Source organism: Pseudomonas sp. NPDC089401, assembly GCF_044749485.1.
In the GTDB taxonomy this organism is placed as follows: Bacteria; Pseudomonadota; Gammaproteobacteria; order Pseudomonadales; family Pseudomonadaceae; genus Aquipseudomonas.
This window is the reverse complement of the sequence record NZ_JBIVIA010000003.1, coordinates 255,149-279,523: the sequence shown is the minus strand read 5'-3', so window position 1 is coordinate 279,523 and position 24,375 is coordinate 255,149. Positions and strand designations below refer to the sequence as shown.

Here is a 24,375-nt window from a genome sequence, read left to right as displayed (position 1 = left end):
AGCAGGCGCCAACCGACCCGAAGCGGTCATTTGCGCTCGATCTCATAGGCGCTGAAAATTTCACAGCGAACACTGCACTGACCCCAGGCATGGACCGTCCGCTTTGGTATGGGCTCAGCGAGCCTGCTTCGTTCAGCTCAACGCCGATTTATCGCATTGCATTCTTTGACCGATATCCCAATAATTTGCGAATCATGATAATGATTGTCTTTTGATATAAGTTCTCAGGCGCTGCCTTTTACCATGTCGACCAAACCACTCGCACCTCTTGATCACCTCTATCACGAGCATCATTCCTGGCTGCGTCAGTGGTTGGGTCGGCGCTTGGGCTGCCATTCCGACGCAGCCGATCTTGCCCATGATGCCTTCCTTAGATTGTTGCTCAAGCCGGTGCAGCCCGTGTTCGACAATGCCCTTGCCGCCCGCGGTTACCTGCGCAAGGTTGCCAACGGGCTGTGCATCAATCTTTGGCAACGCCGCGAGATCGAACAAGCCTGGCTCGATACCCTGGCTGCCCAGCCAGAACGCTTTGCCGACTCCGCAGAGCATTGCGCGGCGGTGTTGCAGGCTTTGCAGGAAGTTGGGCAGATGCTGATCGGCCTGCCGAGCAAGGCGGCACAGGCCTTCGTGCTGGCTGTGGTGTGCCGGATGACTGACAAGGAAGTGGCTGCCGAACTGGGGGTGTCCGACCGCATGGTGCGCAAGTATGTGGCCAAGGCCATGCTCGCCTGCCTGAGCTTGCAGGCAGCACAGGACATGACGATGTTGTGCAGCGAGCACGGTGGCTGAGATGCGCGCTCAACCATCATTCCAGGTACTGGAACAAGCCGCCGAGTGGTATGCCGAACTGCGCTGCGGCGGCGCCGACACGGCCAGCCAGCAGGCTTGGCAACGTTGGCTCGCCGCTGACCCGATGCACCGGGTGGCCTGGCAGGCCGTACAAGGCATCAGCCAGCGTTTCGAGCCGCTGGAGCACCTGGCCGATCGCCGCAACACCGCCGAGCGCCTTATCGGTGCCCACCAGCGGGTGCGCCGGCGTGCGCTGCTACGCGGGCTTGCCGCCTTGGCCGGTGTTGGGGTGCTGTGGTCTACCTGGCGCCTGACACCATTGCCGGCCTGGCGTGCGGAACTGGCCGCCGATTACCGCACCGGCACGGGCGAACTGAAACCGGTGCGCCTGAGCGATGGCACCCAGGTGTGGCTCAACGCCCGCACGGCTTTCGATGTCGTCTTTTCCAGTACCTGCCGCCGCCTGCACCTCTTGGCCGGCGAGATCCTGGTGGACACCGCGCACGATGCCGAGCGCCCCTTTATCGTCAATACCGACCAGGGCCATATGCGGGCGCTGGGTACGCGCTTCAGCGTGTGTACCGATAGCACACAGACAAAGCTGTCAGTGTTCGCAGGCGCGGTGGAAGTGACCTTGGCGAACACCGGCACCAGCCGAGTGGTCACCGCTGGCCAACAGCAAACGTTCGATAGCCACCAGCTGGCCCCTCCAGGCACCGCCGAGCTGGCCCGGGAAGCCTGGACCGAAGGCAAGCTGGTGGCGGTAGACGTACCACTGGGCGAAGTGCTGGACGAACTGTCGCGCTACCACCACGGGTACATCTCGGTCAGCCCCGAAGTAGCACTGCTCAAGGTGTTCGGCAACCTTCCGCTGCTCGACTTCGACGGTGCCCTGGCAATGCTCGGTGAGTCACTGCCCATTCGCGTCGAACGGCGCCTGCCGTGGTGGATCACGGTAACGGCCAGTGGCGGCTGAAGAAATTTCAACCTGTGGTTCCGCTTTTCATCGCCTCGCCGGGTTAAGGGATGACAACCCACCCATTACACCCAACGGGGACAAGGATCACATGATGTTTCGTCCAGCACGCGCGCCGTTTACAGCACGCCTGAGCTTTTCTGTCTGCCTGGCCAGCATTGCGGCCACCACCTGGCTGGCCACCGCACCGCTCACCGCCCAGGCCGCCAGTCGGCAGTACGCGATTCCTGCCGGGCCATTGAGCCAGGTGCTGTCGCGCTTCGCCGCAGAGTCCGGCATCTATCTCGTGGGGTTGAGCGAACTGGCCACAGGCCGCTCCAGCCAAGGGTTGCAGGGTAGTTTCGATACCGAGAGTGGCTTTTCCATGTTGCTGTCGGGAACCGGTTTGGCCGCCGAAATGACCGGCCCAGCGCAGTACCGGCTGCACACCGTCGACAGCGCTGCCCTTGAACTCGGTGCCACTAACGTTAATGCCGCGCTGGGTACTACGGTCGAGCCGACCACCTCCTACACCACACGGGCCATTACCATAGGCAAGGGCGAGCACAGCATCAAGGAAACTCCACAGTCGGTCACGGTGATGACCCGCAAGCGCATGGATGACCAGAACCTCAACACCATCGAACAGGTGATGGAACAGACCCCCGGCATCACCGTCTCCGGCTCGCCAATGGGTGGCAAGTACTTCTACTCGCGCGGTTTCAAGATGGATGCGCCGTTCCAGTACGACGGCGTGCCGCTGGATGTCGGCGGCAGCTATGTGCAAGCAAACAGCTTCAGCAGCGACATGGCCTTCTACGAGCAGGTGGAACTGCTGCGTGGCGCCGCCGGCATGATGCAGGGCGCAGGCACCCCGGCGGGTGCGGTCAACTTCGTGCGCAAGCGCGGCCAGGCCACGCCCACGGCGACCGTGACTCTGTCCGGCGGCACCTGGGACAACTACCGCAGCCAGGTAGATGTCGGCGGCCCGCTCAATGCCGAGGGCACCCTACGGGGGCGTGTGGTGGTTGCCGAACAGAAGCGCCGATATTTCTACGATTATGGCAAGCGTGAAGACCAGCTGGCCTATGGGGCGCTGGACTATGATTTCTCCGACGACACCACTGCTGGCATTGCCATCGCCTATGAAAAGCTCAACGCCACACCCTGTTTTGGTGGCCTGCCAAGCTACAGCGACGGCTCGGACATCAAGCTCAAGCGCTCTACCTGCCTGGGCGCCAGCTGGAACCACTGGGACAGCGAACGCACCTCCGTATTTGCCGACGTGAAGCATCGCCTGAACGAAGACTGGGCCGTGCGCCTGGCAGGTGCCTACAGCCATAACCAGCAGGACATGAAGTACGCCCAAGGCGTGGGGGGCGGTTATGTTACCCCCGGTGCCACATCATCATCGATCCAGTCGATTTCCGGCCTGTTCGACTACGACTCGGTGGACTACGGCTTCGACGGCTATCTGGATGGCAAGTTTCGCGCATTTGGCCTGGAGCATGAGTTGACCGTCGGCGCCAACACCAGCTATTCGCACAGCCATGACGTATGGGCGCTGGCGTTCTTGCAGCAACGCTCCGATGTATTCAACCCTACGCACTTCATCGAACCCAGCGACGACTACATCATCAACAACAGCTACCGCGGTGGCTGGCCGTACCCGTCGCGAACCACCGTCAAGCAGCAAGGGGCCTACGCCAACCTGCGACTGAAGCTGGCCGAACCCTTGACCGTGGTACTGGGCGCGCGGGTCAGCGACTGGCACTACACCAATGACAGCCATGCCTACGGCGTGGCTCCGATCGATGAGCGCCGAGAAACCGGGCAAGTCACGCCGTTTGCCGCAGTGCTGTACGACCTGACGCCCAACCTGACGGTTTATGCCAGTTACGCCGATGTTTTCCAGCCACAGTCCTACACCGATGCCAGTGGCAAGGTGCTGGATCCGAAAACCGGCACCAACTATGAACTGGGGATCAAGGGTGAGTGGTTCGACGGCGCACTCAATGGCTCGCTGAACCTGTTCCGTGCTTACCAGGAGCATGCCGCTGTGGCTGTCACCGACAAGAGTATCTGCGCCTCCTGCTCGGTAGACGCAGGAAAGGTCCGTGCCCAGGGTATGGAAATGGAACTGACCGGTTCCCCCGTCGAGCGGCTGCAACTGACTGCGGGCTACACCTACACCGCGACAGAAACTTTGAGCAGCAACGTGCGCAACAGCAATGTGGCAGCGGTCGATGGCGACACCTACAACACGCTGGTGCCGCGACACGCGTTGCGCGCGTGGGGTGATTATGCACTGGCCGGTAATCTGAGCCGATGGAGCATCGGCGGGGGCGTGAATGCACAGAGCGATATTTCCAGGTTGTCTGGCGCGGCCAAGACCGAACAACCGGGGTATGCCATCTGGAGCGCGCGGGTGCAGTACCAGATCGACCCGCACTGGGCCGTAGCGCTCAACGGCAACAATCTTTTTGACAAGGTGTATTACGCCACCGTCGGTGATCGCAGTGGCGGCAACTATTATGGCGAGCCACGCAACTACATGGTGACATTGAAGGGCACTTTCTGACAGCGCCTGCCAACCGTCACCCGCAGCGTTGAAGGTTGAAGGGATTATCTGTAACGGGTCGAGAGCCGCCGGTCACGAGTGACCGCTATCGACCCGAAGCGGACCCTCACCTTCGCCTGTTATCGACCTCAAGCAACGCCGCGATTCAGCGCCACGGGTCATCCTCGGACAGGCAAGAGCTTTCTGATGTGCCGTCATGGCAGGCGCTTGCAGTCAATCAAGCACGAACGAACATTTAATGACCTTGCACAGCCTGATCAGGCTGCGTGCCCATGCTCGCGAGGAAAACCTCGGCATCCCGATTGGTCCGTAGGCAGACCACACGACAACCCGACGGGGCTGTCGCCACCCATCGCTTGATCGCCTCTCGAGACGAGGTTTTAGTCCGCCACATGAACCTGAAAAACTCCGGCAGGTTGGCCAGTAATTCCGGGCAGTTGTCCGGCAAGTCGGGCCGAGATCTACCGCGGTTCAGCATCGTTCTGAGGAACACGCGCCAGAATCGAAGCGGCGCCGAGCGATCAATCCATATCAACATGTCAGCGCGGGCCAGCCGGTTATGCCATGTGGCCGAATGCCCGCCTTCGAAAATCCAGCGCTCGCGGGCCTCGACCTCATGGCAAAGATGCGTCTTCTCGTCCCTGCTGCGCTCGACCCACCCTGGCTGCCAATGGATGGTGTCGATATGTACGACCGGCAAGCCTGTGCGCTCGCCAAGTTTACGTGCCAGGGTGCTTTTCCCTGACCCTGGCTGACCAATAATCATCACCCGTTGCATCGAAGCTCCCTCTCGCCATGCCTTCTGAATTCAGGGCGCGCGATTTTACGGCAATGGGCGACGCGATCAACTGCGAGGGAGGGGAAATGATGATTCATGGGGAGTGGTCACCCGAGACAGTGAAGCCTCTGTTGCGAAACTTTCCCGAGCGGTTCGATGATAGCGAACAGTGTCTGGGCTGATACCAGCTTGTCTACGTGGGACAACAATCGACCCATAGCAGACATTCCGTCACTACCTATCACCAGCAAGCGAAATGCTGACTCTGTGGGAGCGGGCTTGCCCGCGAACACCGGCACAGCCGGTGCCACCCACCGCGGTGCCTGCTTCGCGGGCAAGCCCGCTCCCACAAGATTGCTATTGGGCTCAACGGCAGCAAAGGGTCGATAGCGGTCACTCGCGACCGGCAGCTCTCGACCCATTGCGGCCATTGAACAGGGCGCAGTCGCCCTCAAACGAGATGCTATCTATGTGGGGCGGTCTGCCCCGTAAACATGGCAACGACCGTGCCAGGCAGATCCGTTTCCAGGGCCGACCTCCGCAGAGCAAGTCGGATCTTACGTTGCCTGGTACTCGGCGATCAGCTTGTCGAGGAAAATATACAGTTTTTGGTTCATCTCATCCCAGTCGTTGGCACGCAGCGCGGCTGGCTGCTGTACGAAGCGACGGTCGGTGAGCGTAAGCAGTTCAGGTTCGCAAGCCCCGATCAGCCGCTCGATGACTTCGTGGGTGAACTCCATGTGGCATTGGAATCCGTAGACCAAATTACCGTACTCGACGATCTGACGGGGGCAGCCTTCGCTCACCGCGAGAATCTTTGCGTGCACAGTAAGGCCTGGCATGTCGTTGTGCCAATGGCCGACTTCGAGGACATCGCCAAAGTGAGCGACTTTGCTGTTGGCTTTGCCTTCTGCCGTCAGGGTGATCGGATATTTCCCGATTTCCTTTTCCGGGCTGTGGCCAAACTGGGCGCCCAGCGCTTCACCGATGAGCTGCGAACCCAGGCAAATACCGACTACTGCTTTCTTTGCAGCGATGGCTTGGCCAATCAGGCGGCACTCAGCGGCGGCATCGAAGTGCGGGCACTGTTCAACGGTGGTGGCGGGGTCTTGCGGCCCACCCAGTACGACCAGTAGGTCGATGTTGTTCGCATCCCCTGGCAGAGCCTCATTGGCGTAGACGCGTGAATAGCTGGCATCGTAGCCGCGCGCCTGCACCCAGGCCTCATACGCTCCAGGGGCTTCAAACGATTCGTGAACGATGAAATGGACTTTCATGAGAGGGCTCTCGACAACGGTGGCAGGTTGAAAGAAGTGTGTGTCCGTCACCAGGACACAAATAAATAATAATGACACAGTGTGTCATTATCAAGTTTTGTGCTTACCACCGGCTGTTCTGGGTCGATTTCAGTCAGTCGTGACCGAAGGAATCGCCTTGATTTCCTGGACGCGTCCCAATCTCAAAATAGTTTTGAGTAGCCTAGGAAATCAAGGGATCCACACGCCGTATAAATCACTGAAACCACTGCTTAACGCTGTAAATCACCGCTTCGTTGCAGACGAGGGTTACTCGAGATGCTGCTTGATCGCCTGAGCGGCCTGATCCATCGCGTCTCGTACACTGGGAACCTTGGCGAGTACGTTTAAGAGGCCGTAGTCATGGATCATGCCGTTGTAGCGCACGGCAGTTACCGGCACACCAGCAGCATTCAGCTTACGGGCGTATGCTTCACCTTCATCGCGCAGCACGTCCATTTCAGCAGTCTGAACCAAAGCCGGAGGCAGGCCCTTCAACTGATGGCAAGTAGGCCTGCGGTGAGTGTGCGTGACAATTTCATGGTTCAAGTTCCTGAGCTATGGCCGGTAATCTGGTGGCGGTGATATTCGGACGGATATCGCTTTGGTGGATACCAGAGGGTTCACAGCGATCTTTTGTGTGGTATCCCCGTCCATGCAGGACTAATAAGGCGTAGGCCTTACCCAATCGCACCGACCTTGATGCCCAAGGGCTGGCCATCAGGTAGGTGTGTCGGTGCAGGTTAGTTATTGGAACAACCATTCCCCATAATGCGGTACTCCATGATGTGCCGATCGCCCTTGGAATCGTCGTAAGTCAGCTGCACAGGCACTACATCGCAGACGTTGGGTACCGGATTAGTAGCCACAACGCGTGCGATATCGAGGGTCTGAGAGTAACGATAGGGCTCGACCGTAACCTGTGCAGTCTGTGTCACCTGGTCATCGGCCATCGCAACCGAACCAAAGCAGCCTAGGAACAAAACGAGTAACAGTTTCATCGTAATCACCTGTACTGAAGGCGTTAGAAGGCCGGAGCATCCAAGTGGCGCTCGGTCGTCATAAAAGTCAGGGGTTGGCCCGGCGCCTCTAGACGCCGGGCTGAGTTACATCAGAAAGGTTTGGTAGGCAGGTATTTGCCGTCCAGGGTGATCACCGCGCGGTGGCCACCGTCAGGATCTTCGACCTTCTTGATGTCCAGCTTGAAGTTGATGGCACTGATGATGCCGTCGCCGAACTTCTCGTGGACCAGAGCTTTGAGGGTGGTGCCGTAGACCGACATCATTTCATAGAAGCGGTAGATGGTCGGATCGCTCGGGATACCGTCGAAGAAGCTGCCGCGGATGGGCATCGATTGCAGCAGGGCGACTTCATCGGCATCGAGGTCGAGTTTCTTGCCCACGACCTTGGCGGCGTCGGCAGGCAGTGGGTGCTGGCCCAGCAGGGCAGCAGTCACGAACGCTTCAGATAGGCCGGTGCCTTCAACGATCTGTGCGAAGGAGAGGTCCTTTCGGGCCTTTGCCAGAATGATAGTTTCCGTCAGTTCCTGGCGAGCGGTGCGGGTAGCTTGAGTCTGGATCATGGTGAATCTCCTGGATAGGTAAGGTGCAGTGCAGGTTCAGGTTTCAGGCAACGTGCCTGGCTTGGTGGGAGACGGCGTGGACTTCTGGGTTTTCTGCGAGGGACACGAAGGTTCCGGTGGTGCCATCAAAGGCGTCGATACGTCCGGTCTCGATGTCGTAGATCCAGCCATGCAAGGTCACGCGGCCTTCTTCAAGGGCCAGGCGAACGGATGGGTGGGTCTGGATATTTGCCAACTGCGCGATGACGTTTTCACGCACCATCGAAGCGACTTTGCTTGGCTTGTCCGCATGCTGGCGCGCTTCGTTCACCACCTTGGCCGAGTCGGCGTACCGCAACCAGCCAGCTACAGCGGGCATGTGATCAAGGCACTTGCAGGTGGCAATGGCGGTCATTGCACCGCAGTCGGAGTGGCCGCAGATCACGATATCGGCGACGTTGAGGCCAGCAACTGCGTATTCGACCGAGGCCGAAACGCCGCCTGGCTCCGGGCCATACGAAGGAACGATGTTGCCGGCGTTGCGGATGACGAACAGGTCGCCTGGCTCGCGCTGGGTGACCAGCTCAGGCACCAGTCGGCTGTCGGAGCAGGAGATGAACAGCGCCTTCGGGGCTTGCTGGTTGGCCAGGTCCCTGAACAGTTTGACGCGCTCAGGGAAGGCGTTTTTTTGGAATTTCAGAAAACCGTCGATGATCGCTTTCATGGTTGCTGTCTCAATGTTTGCTGTGTGTGAAACAAAGATTAAGCAACGTGTGGTATAAGGTAAAAGTCTCATTTATTATGAGGTGAATCAGATTATCTTATGGGTTAAGGCATGCTGGCTCGACACATCCAATATTTCCTCGCGGTTGCGGAACACCTCAGCTTCACTAAGGCCGCAGCAGCGCTGCATGTATCTCAGCCAGCCCTTTCTCAGCAGGTGAGGCAGTTGGAAGAAAGCCTTGGAGCCCAGTTGTTCGACCGCTCCGGTCGCACAACGCGCCTGACTGACGCGGGAGACGTCTATCTCCTTTATGCGCGCCGTGCGGATCAGGAATTGCGCGAAGCAAAAAGTGCCATCCACGACGTGAGCGACCTCACGCGCGGCTCACTGCGAGTGGCTGTGACGCCGACGTTTACGACCTATCTTATTGGGCCCGTGATCGAGGCATTTCACTCCCGATACCCCAAAATTACTCTCAACCTGAGAGAGCTTTCCCAGGAGCGCATAGAAGAGCTGCTTTTGGCAGGCGAACTGGACGTGGGGATCGCGTTCGATGAAGTAAACACACCAGACATCGATGCCATCCCTTTGCTTAAAGAAACCATGGCTTTAGTGGTGAGCCGCAAACACCGCCTGGCCGACAAAAAAATCATCGGCCTCCAAGGCTTGAGTGCCGAGTCTTTGGTTCTGCTCAGTGAAGAGTTCGCTACCCGCGAACAGATCGACCGTTACTGCCGAAAACATGCGATTCGTCCCAAGGTGCAGATGGAGGCCAACGCACTTGGCGCAGTGATTGAAATCGTTCGCCGGACGAATCTGGCGACCTTATTACCTGCCAAAATCACCTTGGCCCATGACGATCTGGTAGCAATCGCGCTGGAGCCGAAGCGCTTGCAACGAACCGCCGCACTCATGCGACGCAAAGACGCTTTTCTAAGCGCGGCGGTCCAGGTTTTCATTGAGGTGGCTAAAGAGGTATCTGCCGGACTTGATGAACAAGGCTACGCGTGACGGCATAGGTCGTGTTCACGAGCGATGTCAGTCAGTGCGGATCACTCGGCAGTTGTCGGGGGTTGGCGTAATGCCACGGAGTTAACGCGCTGCGGGGCGCTCATGGGGGAGAATGGAGGGGGGCGTTGAAGACGGAACTGCGAAGAGAAATTTCTGCAAAACAAGAAACCTGATCCTTTCGGCGCAAAGGATCAGGTTCGGGATTACTTACAGGCCCAGGTCGCTCAGGCTTGGGTGATCGTCAGGGCGACGACCCAGTGGCCAGAAGAACTTGCGCTCGCTCTCCTTGATCGGCATGTCGTTGATGCAGGCGAAGCGGCGGTGCATCAGACCATCAGCTTCGAATTCCCAGTTTTCGTTACCGTAGGAGCGGAACCAGTTGCCCGAATCGTCGTGCCACTCGTAGGCATATCGGACGGCGATGCGGTTGTCGGTGAAGGCCCAGAGCTCTTTGATCAGACGGTAGTCCAGCTCTTTCTTCCACTTGCGAGTCAGGAATCCCTGGGCCTCTTCGCGATTGGTTGCAAACTCGGCGCGGTTACGCCATTTGGTATCCAGCGTATAGGCCAGTGCAATCTTTTCAGGGTTGCGGGTATTCCAGCCATCTTCAGCAAGTCGGACTTTTTCAATTGCCGATTCGCGAGTGAAAGGAGGAAGTGGCGGACGAGGTTGTTCCTTGGGCATGGTGGTGCCTCCAAACTAAGTGGATATAACAATAGAGTTAGAGTTCGTAAAGCTAGGCCAGTGCAATTAGAGTCAGTTGTAGAAATGCTTTAGAATTTCAAGTAGCGGCTGATGGTGCGAAGCCGACAACCCCGTCAGTGGTAGAAGTTGAATACTTACCCTGACGGTTTTACAAAAAATTAGAACAGGTGTGGCGCTTACAGGCCCAGATCACTCAGGCTTGGGTGATCATCCGGACGACGACCCAGCGGCCAGAAGAACTTGCGCTCGCTTTCCTTGATGGGCATGTCATTGATGCAGGCGAAACGGCGGTGCATCAGGCCATCTGCTTCGAACTCCCAGTTTTCATTGCCGTAGGAGCGGAACCAATTGCCCGAATCGTCATGCCACTCGTAGGCATAGCGGACGGCAATGCGATTGTCGGTGAAGGCCCAGAGCTCTTTGATCAGACGGTAGTCCAGCTCTTTCTTCCACTTGCGAGTCAGGAAGCCCTGGGCCTCTTCGCGATTGGTTGCGAACTCGGCGCGGTTACGCCATTTGGTGTCCAGCGTATAGGCCAAGGCGATCTTTTCAGGATTACGGGTATTCCAACCATCTTCAGCGAGCCGGACCTTTTCAATCGCCGACTCGCGAGTGAAAGGAGGAAGTGGCGGACGAACGGGTTCGTTAGACATGGTGGTGCCTCCAATCTTTTGGATGATTCAGTTGTGTTGGTGTTACTGAAGTTTTAGGCGCTATTGTGCCGCGCTATGTTTAAGCAAAATCTCAGCTACTTCTCTTGCACTCTCGAGAGCGGAATAATCACCCATCACACGGGCCACGGTTATGGTGCCCTCTATGAGCACGAAGAACTGCTTGGCCAAGACCACCGGTTCGTCGACACCTAATTGGTTGGTCAGCTCCAGCGTGTAGTCGAGTAGCTTTTGCTTATGCAGCTTTGCAATCTGTCGAATAGGGTCTTCGGCGTCGCCAACTTCCCCGGCTGTGTTAATAAAAGCACATCCCCGAAAACCGTCAGACTCGAACCAGCTCTTTAGTACGTCAAAAATGCTAAGAATACGTTCTTTTGGGGCGTGAGCTTTTTCGCACTCGCTCCTGAACCACTGCATCCAGCGCACATCGCGAGCATTCAGTGCCGCTGCTGCTACGTCGTCTTTATTCGCAAAATAGCGATAAATACTTTTACGCGCTACGCCCGAGGTCTTCACTAAAAGGTCCATGCCAGTGGCGTGAATACCATTTTCGTAAATCAGCTTTTCGGCAGTAGCTAGGATTTTTTCGCGTGTTTCGGTCATTGGCTTATCCATGTAGTCAGAGTAGAACGATCGTTCTCCCTGGTCAAGCGGCTTTCGAGAATATTTTCCTGGAAGGTATGAGCAGGCTTTTCTAATGGCATGGCTCCATTCCCCAGGTACGTATGACCATTATGACAGGACTCCACCAACCCAACCCTACGGTGACGCAGACGACGAGCCGCTTATACAGTGTGAAACTTCGGGTCCGCTGCGCGCCCCATCGCGAGCTCCTACCAAGGCGGCGCCGGACTGGAGGTGTGTGCCTGATCAGCAGGGGAAGATCATGGAGCGGCTAGCCATAAACTCGCTGTAAAGAATGATTCCCATTTGCCCTGAGGGTTGCAGCGGCCTATGATCCGCGCTCTTGCTGAGTGTGGGGGCCGTGCAATGGAGTGGAAAGGCATTAACTTGCAGTGGGCATATTCCGACCTGCTGCTGGGGATTGGGCGGCACACCCAGTGCATGCAACGCGCATGTGATGTGCTGCACGATGCCTTCGTGCGCTTCGTGCTGGCGTCTCAGCGGCGGCCCATCGAGCAGCCCAATGCCTACCTGCGGCGCATCGCCCACTCGGTGCTGATCGACCATTTCCGTGAGGCGCGCCGCTATGTCGGGCTGCCCGAGGGCGAAGGCACGCTTGAGCCATTGATGACCGTCTCCGGCCAAGGCGCTGTTGCTCCGTCGGCTGAACACCTGGCAGACCTGGCCCAACGCCTGGACGCGCTGCAACGCATTCTCGATTGCCTGCCACCGCGGTGCCGAGAAGTGTTCTGGCTGGCCCGGATCGAAGGCCGGCGGCAGCCGGAAATCGCCACGCTGCTGGGGATTTCGTTGTCGGCGGTGGAGCGTCACCTGATTCGCGCAATGCTCGACCTGCGTGCGGCCCGGGCGCTGTTGTCGTGACGGATGCCCGCCACCAGGCCGCACGCTGGTTTGCCCGCCTGCTCGAATTGCCCAGTGACCACCCTGAGCGTGCCAGCTTTGCCCAATGGCTGGCGGCCGACCCACGGCACGCCGAGGAGTACCAGGCGTTCACCGACCTGTGGGAGGGTTTTGCCCATACCTCGCAGACCCAGGCGTTGGCGGGGGCGATGGAGGGCGTAAAGCGCCGCAGGTTGCTCGGTGGCAGTTTGTTTGGGCTGCTGGCGATATCGGGCTTTGGGGGCTGGTTGGCATGGTCGCGCCTGGTCGGGCGCGAGCTGCGTTACGCCACCGGTATCGCCGAGCAGTTGACGGTCGAACTGGCGGACGGCAGCCAGCTGACCCTGGACGCCGACACACGCTTGCTGGTGCGCTTTACCCGCCAGGAGCGGCACCTGGTGCTGTTGCACGGGCGGGCGATCTTCGGCGTGCAACGCGATAGCCAACGGCCGTTTCTGGTCGAGGCCGGGTTGGCCCGGGTGCGGGTATTGGGCACACGCTTTGTGGTCGAGCGCCTGCCTGAGCAGGTGCAAGTCAGCGTCGAGCACGGGCGCGTGCAGGTCGACAGTGACACCGAGCAGGCGCTGCTCGAAGCCGGTCAGGTAGTGCGCTGCAACGCCGCTGGGCAGCTCACCCGCCTGCACCGTTCGGCAGCGGCGGCATTCAGCTTCGCTGACGGCAACCTCAGCTTCGAGGACGCCAGCCTGCAGGAGGTGGCTGCGGTGCTGTCACGCTACCTGCGGCGCCCCCTGATGGTCTTCGGCCAGTCACCGCAGCGGCTATCGGCGGTAGTGCAACTGGGGGATGTCGAAACGTTCGTCCAGACCCTGCCAGCCTTGGCCAACGCCACCCTGCAAACGCGTGAAGACGCCACCTGGCTCTTGCCCCGTTAGTTTTTTTTGCAGCGGACATCAGGGAAACGTGGCGCTCCTGCGTCAGGGAGTATCTATCCCATCAACGAGAGATGCCCCATGCTGTACAACGCCTCCCGAAGCCTGGTCGTAGGCTCGGCCCTGGTTCTGAGCATTCCGGCCGTTGCCGCGAGCTTCGACTTCGACTTGCCTGCCCAGCCTCTGTCCCAGGCCCTGCGCCAGATTGGCTTGCAGGCCGGAGTGAGCCTGGCCTTCGACGAGCGAACCGTCGCTGGAAAATCCGCACCAGCGCTCAAAGGGCGCTACGACACCGAATCGGCGGTGCGCATGGTGCTGATGGGCAGTGGCCTGAGCCTGGATACCCAAGGTGCGGTGTGGCTGATCGCAGCCCCTGCCGGCGATAGCCTGGAACTGGATGCCACCACGGTGAACAGCAGTGGCCTGGGCGAAACCAGCGAAGGCAGCGGCTCGTATACGACCGGCCCCCTTCGCGGTGCGACCAAGCTGCCGTTGACCTTGAAAGAAACCCCGCAATCGGCAACGGTCATCACCCGCCAGCGCATTGACGATCAGCAGCTCAACTCGCTCAACGATGTGGTCAAGACCACCCCGGGGCTGACCGTGCAGATGCTCGGCGCCGACCGCCAGCGTTACTACGCCCGCGGGACGCTGATCGACAACCTGATGTACGACGGCGTGCCCACCACCACCGGCGGTGGCGGCTCGGACGCCGTGGACGCCGCCGACATGGCCATGTTCGACCGTGTCGAGGTGGTGCGCGGTTCCACCGGCTTGATGCAGGGCGCCGGCAACCCATCGGCGTCGATCAACATGGTCCGCAAGCAGCCCACTGCCACGCCCCAGGCCAGTGTCCAGGTGAGCGGCGGCAGCTGGGACCGCTACCGTGGTGAAGTCGACGTATCCGGCCCGTTGAACGAACAGGGGAGCCTGCGCGGGCGAATGGTGGGCGCCTATCAGGACTACCACAGCTTCCAGGACCACGCCGAGACCGAGCGGGGCCTGTTCTATGGCGTACTGGCGGCGGACCTCAGCGATGCCACCACCCTTACCGTTGGCGCCTCGCGCCAGAAAGACAACCAGAACACGACCTGGGGTGGCCTGCCGATGGCTGCGAACGGCAGTGACCTGCACCTGTCGCGGTCGACCTACCTGGGCACCGACTGGGACTTCTGGGACAAGACCAGCGAAATGGCGTTTCTCAGCCTCGAACAGCGCCTGGCCCGCGATTGGAAGCTGCAGTTCAACGTCAACAAGACCTGGAGCACCCTTGACCTTGCCGCCACCAAGGTGATCGATCCCAACCTGAACAACGTCTTCAACCTGCAACTGGCCGACGCAATGTACCACGACCGCCAGAGCAGCTACGACCTGTTCGCCAGTGGCCCGTTCCAGTTGTTCGGGCGCGAGCATCAACTGGTGGTGGGCACCAGCCGCTACCAGGAGAAGTACCTGTACAACGGTGCCAGCTACCGCATCCTGGCCAACGGCATCGACGTGAACAGCTGGGACCCGTCGAGCATTGCCAAGACGCGCTCCCCGCGCGACAGCGACCGCCAGGCGATTGATATCAACCAGAAAGGTTTGTACAGCACGGTACGCTTCAAACTGGCCGACCCGCTGACGCTGATTCTCGGTGGCCGACTGGACTGGTACGACTACTCCACCGACTACTACTGGAGCAACGGCACGCCGGGGCACGCCAGTTACAAGGTGACCCGCAACGTCACCAAATACGCAGGGCTTGTCTATGACTTGAACGAGCAGTATTCGGTGTACGCCAGCTACACCGATATCTTCAAGCCACAGAACTACCGCGCCGCTGACAGCAGCCTGATTGAACCGGTGGTGGGCAAGAACTACGAAGTAGGGCTCAAGGGGGCGTGGTTCGAGGGTTTGCTCAACGGCACCCTGGCGGTGTACCGCATGAACCAGGTCAACCGTGCCTTCCAGCTCAGCGATGCCCAATGCGGTAACACCGGAGTCGCCTGCTACGGCGCCTCGGGCAAGGTGCGCAGCCAGGGCATCGACCTTGAGCTGCAGGGCGCACTGACGCCTCGCTGGCAGGTGGGCGGGGGTTATACCTTCAACGCGGTCAAGACCGTGCGCGACAGCAACGCGGCCAACGAAGGCAAGAACTTCGATACCGACCTGCCACGCCACCTGTTCAAGCTCACCACCACCTACGCACTGCCTGGGCCAATGGAGCGGTGGCGCGTGGGTGGGACGCTCTACACCCAGAGCCGGGTTTACAACAAGGGCACGGGTTACACCATCGAACAGTCCGGCTATAGCCTGGTGGACCTGATGCTCGGCTATAACCCGACCGAGCACATGGAAACCCAGGTCAACTTCAATAACGTGTTCGACCGCCGCTACTACGCCAGCATCGGCGACAGCCCGGTACGCGGTGAAAGCATCTATGGCATGCCCAGGAACGTGATGATGAGCCTCAAGTACAGGTTCTGAAGGTGCAGGCTGCTGCGCAGCGGTAAACGTCAGAAGCTGCCGCGCACGGTCACCGTGTAGTTACGCGGGGTGCCATAGCGGCGGCCGCCCTGATCTTCGTAGTAGTAGCGGTCGAAGAGATTGTTGGCGTTGAGCTGAACGTTCCAGTGATCGTCCAACTGGTAGCGCGCGAAGGCATTCCCGACCGCATAACCACTCTGCGCATAGGTATAGGCGCCGCTCAGGTAGTACGTGTCGCTTTGCGCCGTGATGCCACCGCCCACCGTCAAACGCTCCAAGGGGCCGGCAAACTGGTAGCTGGTGTAGGCGCGCAGCAGGTGCCTGGGGGTTGAACTGTTGAAGTTCTTGCCGCTTTCGCTGATGTCCTTGACGTATACCTGATGGTTATAGGTGTAGCCGACGCTGGCCTGCCAACGCTCAAGCAGTTCACCACTGGCCTGCAGTTCGATGCCTTTGCTTTCGACTTCGCCGCCCACGGTGTAGCAGGTCGGCCGACTGGCCGAGCACTCATTCTCATCGAGCTTTTGCGCACGGTCTTTCTGACGGGTATAGAACGCTGCCAACGAAGTGGTGAGGCGGCCATCGAACAGTTCCCCCTTGATACCGGCCTCGTAGTTGTAGCCGGTGGTGGGTTTCAGCGCACCGCCCGTTGCACTTTTGTAGTTGTACTGCGGGTTGAAGATGTCGGTGTAGCTGGTGTAGAGCGTCCACTCAGGCGTCAGGTCGTACAGCACGGCAGCGTAGGGCGTGACCTGGCCATGTTCTTGTGCCGAGGTTGGCTGCCCGGCGAACACTTCGTCATAGCTGTACTCGCTCACACGGCCACCGAGGATCACATGCAGCGGCTCGGCCAGTTGCAGGTTGACGTTGCCGTAGAGGCCCTTGTTGATCGTTTCGTCATTGGCCGGTGACAGGTTGATGCGGGTGGGTTTCGGTACGTTGACATCCAGGGCGTTGAAATTGATCGGATAGCCTGTGCCATACCCTTGGGCGTAGTTTTCGCTTTCGTTGAGGTAGTTGGCGCCGATGATCACCCGGTGTTCCAGCCCGAAGGCTTCGAACGTGCCGGTGAGGTTTGCATCCAGGCCGGTTGCGCGGCTCATGCCCCCAGAGTAGTACGGGGTAAGCCGTGCGCCAGTCAGGGTCGAGGGTGCCACGGAGCCCAACACCCATACGCTGCGGTAGTTGTCCCTGATCTGAAGATGATTGATACCGATCTTGCCGTGCCAGTCTTCGTTGAAGTCATGCTTTACGTCGACGAAGAACTCGTAGGTTTCATCCCGTTCGCGTGCCCAGTCAGGCGCCAGGCCGGTGGAGCGTGACAGGTGCAGGTTGGTGCCGTTGTTCGAGCCTGGCAGGTTGCCCGCCCACACCCGTGGTTGCCACGCCCGTTGATAGCGCAGGCCGGCGGCAACCACGGTATCTTCGGCCAGGGCAAAATCCATGACGCCGTAGAAGAACGGCATTTCCGTATGGCTTCTGTCGTAGGCGTAGTCTTTGCTTTCGTACGAGAGCACGGTGCGTCCGCGCAAGCGCTTGTCATCGCTCAGCGGGCCGCTTACATCCAGCTCGGTGCGGTAGTCATTCCAGGACCCAGCCTGTGCAGCAACGTCCAGGCGGAAGTCGTCAGTGGGGCGTTTGCGCACCAGGTTGACCGTGCCACTGGGGTCGCCTGCGCCGATCAGCATGCCGGCTGCCCCGCGCAGTACCTCGACGTGGTCGTACATGGCCATGTCAGCCTGCTTGCCAGCACCGCCCTTGGCCCAGTATCCCATCGGGATGCCGTCGTACTGGTAGTTGCGAATCTCGAAACCACGCGACAGGAACACATGGTTTCCGGCGTTGGTCACCGACTTGCTGATGCCCGGTGTTTCCATCATCGCGTCGTCGACGGTCTTGATGTTCTGGTCCTGCATCTGCTGGTGCGTGATGACGGAAACGGACTGTGGAATGTCCTTGAGCCGGGTATTGCCCTTGAGCATCGAGGCGGTCCCGGTGGTGTAGGAACCCGTGCCTTCGGTAGTACCGCCAAGGCCTGTGCTCGATACCGTTGTTGCGCCGAGCTCGATTGCACTTGCCTGAACATCGACCGGTTGCAGTGTGTAGCTGCCTTCTGCATGTCGCGCCGCCTGCATGCCGGTGCCCATCAGCAAGCGTTCAAGCGCTGCGCCGGCACTGAAATGCCCGTGCACGCCAGGCGAGCGCCGGCCCCGGGCAGCTGCTGGGTCGAACGATACCGTCACCCCCACAACCCGCGAATAGTCGGCCACTGCGTCTTCCAGGGGGCTGCTGGCAATGGCGAAATCGTACTCGGCATTGGCTGCCTGCGCCCAGGCCGGGGCGGCCATGAGCACGGGTAACATCGCAGTGGTGCACAGGGCGCCGCGCAAGGTGACGCTCAGCAGGCGAGCTTTGCAAGGAGGGTACAGCATGCTGCTACGTGACATGTGGGGTCCTTCGTCGATGGCAAGTATCCGGCGTCTTTGCGCCTGTACTGGTTAAGCCGAGCGAGAAGGAAAAGCTCCAACACCTGATGCAGAAAAATGTTCAGGCAGGTTCCACCTGGGTCCAGTAGCGTGTGAATCGACGCAGCCGGATGGGCAGCATCGCGCTCAGGTTGTCCAGCACCACATCGATGTCGCCCAGCTGGAAGCTCCCCGATATCCTCAGCCCAGCCACCTGGCCATCGCAGCCCAGGTGCCCTGCGCGATACCGTGACAACTCGGCAATCACATCCGCCAGGCGCCAGTCACTGACCACCAGCAGGTTGTTGCGCCAGGCGTCTGCGCCCTTGGCCAGCGGCTCAGGCACGTCTGCGCCGTGTGCGGTGAAGTCCAACTGCTGACCGGTGTTGACCCGTACAGGCGCATTGGCTGAGCGCGGTGAGCGCCATTCGACGGCGTGTTCGAGCACAGCGACGCGCCCATGGGTTGGGTGAATGCGCACCAGGAACTGCGTGCCCAAGGCGTGCAGGTCACCAAATGCAGTGCTCACGATGAAGGGCCGGGCCAAGGGGTCAGGCGCGGTCTGAATGAACACTTCCCCTTCACGCAGCAGCACGTGTCGCAGGTTTTCGTCGAACGAAATATCCAGCGAGGTGCCGGTATTGAGGAGCAGTTGGCTGCCGTCGGCCAGCGTCACGGGCAAGCGCTCGCCCGTACCGGTCGAGTAGTCGGCCATCATCTTGCGCCATGCTTGCGTGTGCGCGCCGAGGCTGATCAAGCCGCTGCTCCCTACCAGCAGCGCCAGCACCTTCAGAACCGCACGGCGGTTGGCCTGGGCGCATTGCAGTGCGGGGCGCGCTGCGCGCGGTTCAAGCCGGCCGAATGCAGCCTGGAGCCGTTCCACCCGTGCCCAGGCCTGGGCATGACGGGGGTCATCAAGCAGCCATTGGCGATGGGCTTCGCGTATGGCCTCACTGTCATCGGCAAGGTCCACATACCACTGCGCGGCGATTTCCAGGGTTTTCAGGTCAAGTTCAGCGCTCACGCCTCAGTCCCCGATCAGCAGCAGGCAATGCGCCATGGCCCGCACGAAGTGCTTGCTGACGGTGTTGGCGGACACATTCAACTGCCGAGCGATGGCCACATGGCTCAAGCCATCGAGCTGAGCCAGCAGAAAGATCGTGCGGGTTCTTGGCTGCAGGCCATCGAGCATCCGGTCGATCTGCAGCAAGGTTTCCAGGATGCTGCTGCGTTCCTGCGCAGAAATTTCCACAGGTTCGGGCAGCGCCGCCAGGCTCTGCAGGTAGGCTTGCTCAAGCTGGCGACGGCGGAATTGGTCGATCATCAGGCTGCGTGCGATGCGGCTCAAATAGGCCTTGGGCTGTTTCAGCTCTTCGAGCTTGCGCTGGCCAAGCAAGCGCATGAAGGTGTCCTGGGCCAGGTCAGCGGCTTGTTCCCGGCAGCCGGTCTTGCGCCGCAGCCATTGCTGCAGCCAGCCGTGGTTATCGAGGTACAACTGGTGCAGTGACTGACTGGAAGACGTTTCTGGCATTGCGCGAGGCCAAGCGTGAGAGGATTTGAATAATAATCTATCTCATTAGCGTAGTGGGTGGGGAGGGCCGTCTGGAATCGCATTAATGATAAGTATTATCATGCGCGACTTTTCTTCATTTGACTTCCGGAGGCTCGTGCCATGCCCCCCGTCGACCGCCAGGCCATTGGCGACCTGTACCTGCGGCACCACAGCTGGGTGGTCAACTTGTTGCGCAACAAGCTGGGCGACCGCGAGCAGGCGCTCGACCTCGCCCAGGACACGTTCGTGCGGCTGTTGCGCAGCGAACTGCCGGCGCACCTGCGCGAGCCACGCGCGTACCTGGCAACGGTGGCGGGGCGCCTGTGCCTGCAGCATTTTCGCCGCCAGGCGCTCGAACGGGCCTACCTCGACAGCCTGGCCCGGCTCGACCCGCTGCTTCAGCCGTCGGAGGAAACCCGGCTGCTGGTGCTGGAGGCCTTGGACGCCGTGGGGCAGATTCTCGATGGGCTGGGCAAGCGGGTACGTGAGGTGTTCCTGCTGTCCCAGCTCGATGGCCTGGCCTATGCCGAGATCGCCGAACAGTTGGGGTTGACGGTGAACATGGTGCAAAAGGACATGCTCAAGGCCTACCGCCATTGCTACGCCGCGGTGTACGGCCAGTGAGCGGCGGCCCGGCGGTGCCCCCGCGCCTCGACCCGCACGTGCTGGAGCAGGCGATGCTGTGGATGGTCCGCTTGCAGTCTGGGGCGTGCAGCGCGGGCGAACACATGGCCTGTGCGCAGTGGCGCCAGCAATCCCCTGAGCATGAACTGGCCTGGCAGCGCCTGGCAGGGTTGGGCCAGGGCCTGCGAGAAGGGGCCAACGGGCTTGGCGCGGCGAATGCGCGCACGCTGTTGCACGCGCGAGCGCAGGTCACGCGCAGGGCAGTGCTCACCGGCCTTGCGGGCGCTGGTGTGATGCTGGCCGGCGGTTACAGCGTGCACCAGCGCAGCCTGTTGCCGGGGCTGTTCAGCGACCTCACCACGGCCACCGGGGAACGCCACCGCTGGCAGCTGGACGCCGGCCTTTCCCTGCAGCTCGACGCTGGCAGCGCGCTGGACAGCGACCGGGTGGCAGGCATGCGCGTGCTCACGCTCAACCGTGGGCGGGTGCTGCTGGAGGTGGAGCAGGGGGCCCAGGTCAGCCTGCGCACTGCCCAGGCCCGGGTGCTGCCAGGCGGCGCCACGCGGCTGATCGTGCATCAGCAGCCACGTTCGACCCTGGTGCAGTTACTGGAGGGCGGGGCGCTGGTGGAGTATGGCCAGGGCGCCCACAGCGAGCTGGTTGCGGGTTGGCAGCAGGCCTTCGGTGCCTCCCGCGCTGATGCGCCGGTGCCACTGGCGCTGGGCGCCGACGCCTGGACCCACGGCCAACTGGTCGCCGAGCGCATGCCGCTGGAGCAACTGCTGACGGAACTGGACCGCTACCGCAAAGGCGTGCTGCGCTGGGACCCGCGCGTTGCCGGGCTGCAATTGACCGGCACATTCTCGCTCGATGAACCCGATGCCAGCCTGGACTTGCTGAGCCAGGTACTGCCTGTGCGGGTGCAGCGGGTGCTGGGGTATTGGGTGAATGTGCTGCCGGCTTGAGCCGGTGCATGAAAGGCCCAGAAGCGGCATCGAAAAAAATCGCCATCGGCGGGCAGATTTCCAATTCTCGCGCATCAAGACAGGCAAACCCCTTCTGATTCGCCCACTGTCTGCCAAGGATCGCCTCAATGCAGTCTCGTCTCACCCCGCTCGCTACCCGCCTGCGCCCGCTGGTCATCGGCCTTGCCATGGCCACCTTCCAGCTACCTGTTCAGGCCGTCTCGGCGGCTACCGAGCAAGCCGGCAGCCGCCGTTTCGACATTGCCCCCGGCAGCCTCGACAGCGCCCTGGCGCAGTTTGGCCAGCAAGCCGGGGTCATGGTGGCGGTGGACGCCAAGCTATCCAGTGGCCTGCGCAGCCCGGGCCTGCGCGGTGACCATGGCGTCGCCCAGGGCCTGTCGTTGCTGTTGGCCGGCACCGGCCTGCAGCCTGTGCAGGTGGCGCGCGACCGCTACCGGCTGATTGCACAGAGTACCGCCAGTGGTGCGCTGGAACTGGGCGCCACCAGCATCAACGCCGACGGCCTGGGTGAGACCACCGAAGGCACCGGCTCGTACACCACCGCAGTGACCAGCACTGCCACCAAGATGAACCTGTCGATGCGTGAAACCCCGCAGTCAATCAGCGTGATCACGCGCCAGCGCATGGATGACCAGCACCTCACCACCATGGCCGACGTGCTCAAGGAAACGCCTGGTGTCACCATGTCCCAGGACGGCGGCGAGCGCTTCAACATTTATTCGCGCGGCAGCGCCCTGAACACCTACCAGTTCGATGGCGTGACCACCTACCAGGAAAACCAGACCCGGACCATGCCCAGCACCTTGCTGGACATGGCGATCTACGACCGGGTCGAGGTGGTGCGTGGCGCGACCGGCCTGATGACCGGTGCTGGTGACCCCAGCGGCGTGGTCAACGTGGTGCGCAAGCGCCCGACCCGTGACTTCAAGGCCTATGTGCAAGGGGGCGTGGGCTCGTGGGACTACCGGCGCCTGGAGGCCGACGTTTCCGGCCCGCTGACCGCTACCGGCAATGTGCGCGGTCGGCTGGTGGCCGCCAAGCAGCTCAACCACACCTTCATGGACTGGTACCAGCAGGACAAGGACATCACCTACGGCGCACTGGAAACCGACCTCAGCGACAGCACCGTGTTGCGGCTCAGCATCGAGCACCAACGCTACCGCCCCACGGGTGCCCAGGGCGTGCCACTGATCTACAACGACGGTACCCCGACCGACTTCTCGCGCTCCACCAGTTCCGGCTCACGCTGGAGCGTCGACCGTATCGAAACCACCAACTACAACATCGGCATCGAGCAGCAATTGGCCGGAGACTGGCAGTTGAAGGTTGGCACCACCTACATGAACGTGGACCGCGACGTGGACGCCGCGGCTTACTACAGCCGGTCGAACTTCTCCAATATCAGCCCCGACGGCACAGCGCTGATCGACCAGAGCAAGGCCGATGTCACCCAACGTCAGCGCGCCGTCGACGCTACCCTGCAGGGCCCGTTCGAGTTGTTCGGGCGCAGCCACGAGCTGATTTTCGGCGCCAACTACCTCGATTATGTCAACCATCACCACTCCGATGAATTCGGCGATACCTCGCTCGATTTCCACAACTGGGACCATGAACTGCCCAAGCCTGACAAGGCCGGTTACAGCCCAGTGATGGACTACGATGTCAGCACCCGCCAGAGCGGCTATTTCGTTGCCAGCCGCTTCAACCTGAGCGACAGCCTGCACCTGATCCTCGGCGCCCGTGCCAGCAACTACCGCTACAACTACTTCCTGCAGGTATTGCCCAACGGCACCCCGTCCGCGTACAGCATGAAAGAGCGCGGCGTGGTCACCCCCTATGCCGGCCTGGTCTACGACCTGACGCCGGAGCAGTCGCTGTACGTCAGCTATACCGACATCTTCAAACCGCAGGATGCCCGCGATGCGAATGGCCAGGTTCTCGATCCGGTAGTAGGCAAGAACTACGAGGGCGGCTGGAAGGGTGAGTTCTATGAGGGACGCCTCAACGCCAGCGTCGCGGCCTATTTGATCAAGCGTGACAACGTGGCGGAGTTCGCCGGCTCTCGCGTGATCCCGGGCACTGCCAATCAAACCGAGGACTACTACCGCGGTGTGAGCGGCGCCGAGACCAAGGGTATCGACCTGGAACTGGGCGGTGAACTGAGCCAGGGCTGGAACGTTCAGGCTGGCTACAGCCATTCACGGACCGAGGATGCCGACGGCGCACGCCTGACTACGCAGTTGCCGATGGACACCGTGCGCCTGTGGAGCACCTACCAGCTCCCCGGCGACCTGCAGCGCCTGACCGTGGGGGGCGGGGTCAACTGGAACTCGAGCCATTCGGTGTACTTCAGCCGGTACGGTGCGCGCGTTACCCAGAAGGACTACAGCGTGGTCAACCTGATGGCGCGATATCGCTTCAACGATCACCTGTCGAGCACGGTCAACCTGAACAACCTGTTCGACGAGAAATACTATTCCGGCATTGCCGGGAGCTGGGGCCAGTATGGCGCGCCGCGTCATGTGATGATGGACGTGCGGTACGACTTCTGAGCATTTCACGGCGAACGCATCAGAACACCGCACTAACCCCAAGGCATGGACCGACCCAGAGCTGCCGTTGAGCCCGACCACCATCCATTGTGGGAGCGGGTTTACCCGCGAACACCGGCACAGCCGGTGCCATCCACCGCGGCGCCTGCTGCGCGGCGGTTCGATGCTCCGCTAAACCCGCTCCCTCAGAGTGCGCGTGGCATCCACGAAGAGGGTTCTATTTCAGCGACGGCTTGGAGCCGG

At 60.7% G+C, this 24,375-nt stretch carries 21 protein-coding genes and 1 pseudogene; 10 read left to right on the top strand and 12 right to left on the bottom strand.

Annotation, left to right across the window (positions count from 1 at the left end; all coding sequences use genetic code 11):
* Positions 1–204 precede the first annotated feature (204 nt).
* From ACIP21_RS08715 to ACIP21_RS08705, 3 genes are all read left to right on the top strand, one after another.
* A complete protein-coding gene (locus tag ACIP21_RS08715; protein ID WP_400686448.1) occupies positions 205–789 on the top strand; it encodes a sigma-70 family RNA polymerase sigma factor in 585 nt (194 codons plus the stop codon).
* Between the two features lies 1 nt (position 790).
* On the top strand, positions 791–1,765 hold the full coding sequence (locus ACIP21_RS08710) for a FecR domain-containing protein (protein WP_400686446.1): 975 nt from the start codon (positions 791–793) through the stop codon (positions 1,763–1,765).
* A gap of 94 nt (positions 1,766–1,859) precedes the next feature.
* Positions 1,860–4,325, top strand: coding sequence for a TonB-dependent siderophore receptor (locus ACIP21_RS08705; protein WP_400686444.1), 2,466 nt, complete (start codon positions 1,860–1,862; stop codon positions 4,323–4,325).
* A 235-nt stretch (positions 4,326–4,560) separates the two neighbouring features.
* Here the strand turns inward: ACIP21_RS08705 and ACIP21_RS08700 are convergent, their stop codons facing one another.
* The 6 genes and pseudogenes from ACIP21_RS08700 to ACIP21_RS08675 form a co-directional block, all read right to left on the bottom strand.
* A complete protein-coding gene (locus tag ACIP21_RS08700) occupies positions 4,561–5,103 on the bottom strand; it encodes an AAA family ATPase (RefSeq protein WP_400686442.1) in 543 nt (180 codons plus the stop codon).
* Between the two features lie 557 nt (positions 5,104–5,660).
* Positions 5,661–6,380 (bottom strand): type 1 glutamine amidotransferase, encoded by a 720-nt coding sequence (locus tag ACIP21_RS08695; RefSeq protein WP_400686440.1) that lies wholly within the window; start codon positions 6,378–6,380, stop codon positions 5,661–5,663.
* A gap of 288 nt (positions 6,381–6,668) precedes the next feature.
* A pseudogene (locus ACIP21_RS08690) lies at positions 6,669–6,914 on the bottom strand (alpha/beta hydrolase); the annotation flags it as partial.
* Positions 6,915–7,141: 227 nt separating this feature from the next.
* Positions 7,142–7,399: a DUF2790 domain-containing protein gene (locus ACIP21_RS08685; protein WP_400686438.1), complete on the bottom strand. Its 258-nt coding sequence runs from the start codon at positions 7,397–7,399 to the stop codon at positions 7,142–7,144.
* 110 nt (positions 7,400–7,509) lie between these two features.
* Positions 7,510–7,980, bottom strand: coding sequence for a cyanase (gene cynS / locus ACIP21_RS08680; protein WP_400686436.1), 471 nt, complete (start codon positions 7,978–7,980; stop codon positions 7,510–7,512).
* A gap of 43 nt (positions 7,981–8,023) precedes the next feature.
* The gene (locus tag ACIP21_RS08675) at positions 8,024–8,683 is read right to left on the bottom strand and encodes a carbonic anhydrase (RefSeq protein ID WP_400686434.1); all 660 of its coding nucleotides are present in this window, start codon (positions 8,681–8,683) and stop codon (positions 8,024–8,026) included.
* Between the two features lie 111 nt (positions 8,684–8,794).
* Between ACIP21_RS08675 and cynR the strand changes: the two genes are divergently transcribed.
* Complete coding sequence (gene cynR / locus ACIP21_RS08670; protein ID WP_400686432.1) at positions 8,795–9,694, top strand: transcriptional regulator CynR; 900 nt, start codon at positions 8,795–8,797, stop codon at positions 9,692–9,694.
* Positions 9,695–9,901: 207 nt separating this feature from the next.
* Here cynR and ACIP21_RS08665 read toward each other — a convergent pair whose 3' ends face one another.
* From ACIP21_RS08665 to ACIP21_RS08655, 3 genes are all read right to left on the bottom strand, one after another.
* The gene (locus ACIP21_RS08665) at positions 9,902–10,378 is read right to left on the bottom strand and encodes a DUF1348 family protein (protein WP_400686430.1); all 477 of its coding nucleotides are present in this window, start codon (positions 10,376–10,378) and stop codon (positions 9,902–9,904) included.
* Positions 10,379–10,575: 197 nt separating this feature from the next.
* On the bottom strand, positions 10,576–11,052 hold the full coding sequence (locus ACIP21_RS08660) for a DUF1348 family protein (RefSeq protein WP_400686428.1): 477 nt from the start codon (positions 11,050–11,052) through the stop codon (positions 10,576–10,578).
* Between the two features lie 60 nt (positions 11,053–11,112).
* Positions 11,113–11,673, bottom strand: coding sequence for a TetR/AcrR family transcriptional regulator (locus ACIP21_RS08655; protein ID WP_400686426.1), 561 nt, complete (start codon positions 11,671–11,673; stop codon positions 11,113–11,115).
* Between the two features lie 351 nt (positions 11,674–12,024).
* Here ACIP21_RS08655 and ACIP21_RS08650 point away from each other — a divergent pair, with 351 nt between their 5' ends.
* The 3 genes from ACIP21_RS08650 (at position 12,025) to ACIP21_RS08640 (ending at position 15,953) form a co-directional block, all read left to right on the top strand.
* Positions 12,025–12,576, top strand: a complete 552-nt coding sequence (locus tag ACIP21_RS08650) for an RNA polymerase sigma factor (protein ID WP_400686424.1) — start codon at positions 12,025–12,027, stop codon at positions 12,574–12,576.
* Positions 12,573–13,487, top strand: a complete 915-nt coding sequence (locus tag ACIP21_RS08645; RefSeq protein ID WP_400686423.1) for a FecR family protein — start codon at positions 12,573–12,575, stop codon at positions 13,485–13,487. The genes ACIP21_RS08650 and ACIP21_RS08645 overlap by 4 nt, the downstream gene beginning before the upstream one ends.
* 78 nt (positions 13,488–13,565) lie before the next feature.
* Positions 13,566–15,953 (top strand): TonB-dependent siderophore receptor, encoded by a 2,388-nt coding sequence (locus ACIP21_RS08640; RefSeq protein ID WP_400686421.1) that lies wholly within the window; start codon positions 13,566–13,568, stop codon positions 15,951–15,953.
* A gap of 29 nt (positions 15,954–15,982) precedes the next feature.
* On the opposite strand, the gene ACIP21_RS08635 is transcribed toward ACIP21_RS08640, so the two are convergent.
* From ACIP21_RS08635 to ACIP21_RS08625, 3 genes are all read right to left on the bottom strand, one after another.
* Positions 15,983–18,400 (bottom strand): TonB-dependent siderophore receptor, encoded by a 2,418-nt coding sequence (locus ACIP21_RS08635; RefSeq protein WP_400686419.1) that lies wholly within the window; start codon positions 18,398–18,400, stop codon positions 15,983–15,985.
* A 100-nt stretch (positions 18,401–18,500) separates the two neighbouring features.
* Positions 18,501–19,442, bottom strand: a complete 942-nt coding sequence (locus ACIP21_RS08630; protein WP_400686418.1) for a FecR domain-containing protein — start codon at positions 19,440–19,442, stop codon at positions 18,501–18,503.
* Between the two features lie 3 nt (positions 19,443–19,445).
* Positions 19,446–19,949: a sigma-70 family RNA polymerase sigma factor gene (locus tag ACIP21_RS08625; protein WP_400686416.1), complete on the bottom strand. Its 504-nt coding sequence runs from the start codon at positions 19,947–19,949 to the stop codon at positions 19,446–19,448.
* 141 nt (positions 19,950–20,090) lie between these two features.
* Between ACIP21_RS08625 and ACIP21_RS08620 the strand changes: the two genes are divergently transcribed.
* The 3 genes from ACIP21_RS08620 (at position 20,091) to ACIP21_RS08610 (ending at position 24,132) form a co-directional block, all read left to right on the top strand.
* Positions 20,091–20,594, top strand: coding sequence for a sigma-70 family RNA polymerase sigma factor (locus ACIP21_RS08620; protein ID WP_400686415.1), 504 nt, complete (start codon positions 20,091–20,093; stop codon positions 20,592–20,594).
* Positions 20,595–20,608: 14 nt separating this feature from the next.
* Positions 20,609–21,559, top strand: a complete 951-nt coding sequence (locus tag ACIP21_RS08615) for a DUF4880 domain-containing protein (RefSeq protein WP_400686413.1) — start codon at positions 20,609–20,611, stop codon at positions 21,557–21,559.
* 128 nt (positions 21,560–21,687) lie between these two features.
* Entirely contained in the window at positions 21,688–24,132 is a 2,445-nt protein-coding gene (locus tag ACIP21_RS08610) for a TonB-dependent siderophore receptor (protein ID WP_400686411.1), read from the top strand.
* Positions 24,133–24,375 lie beyond the last annotated feature (243 nt).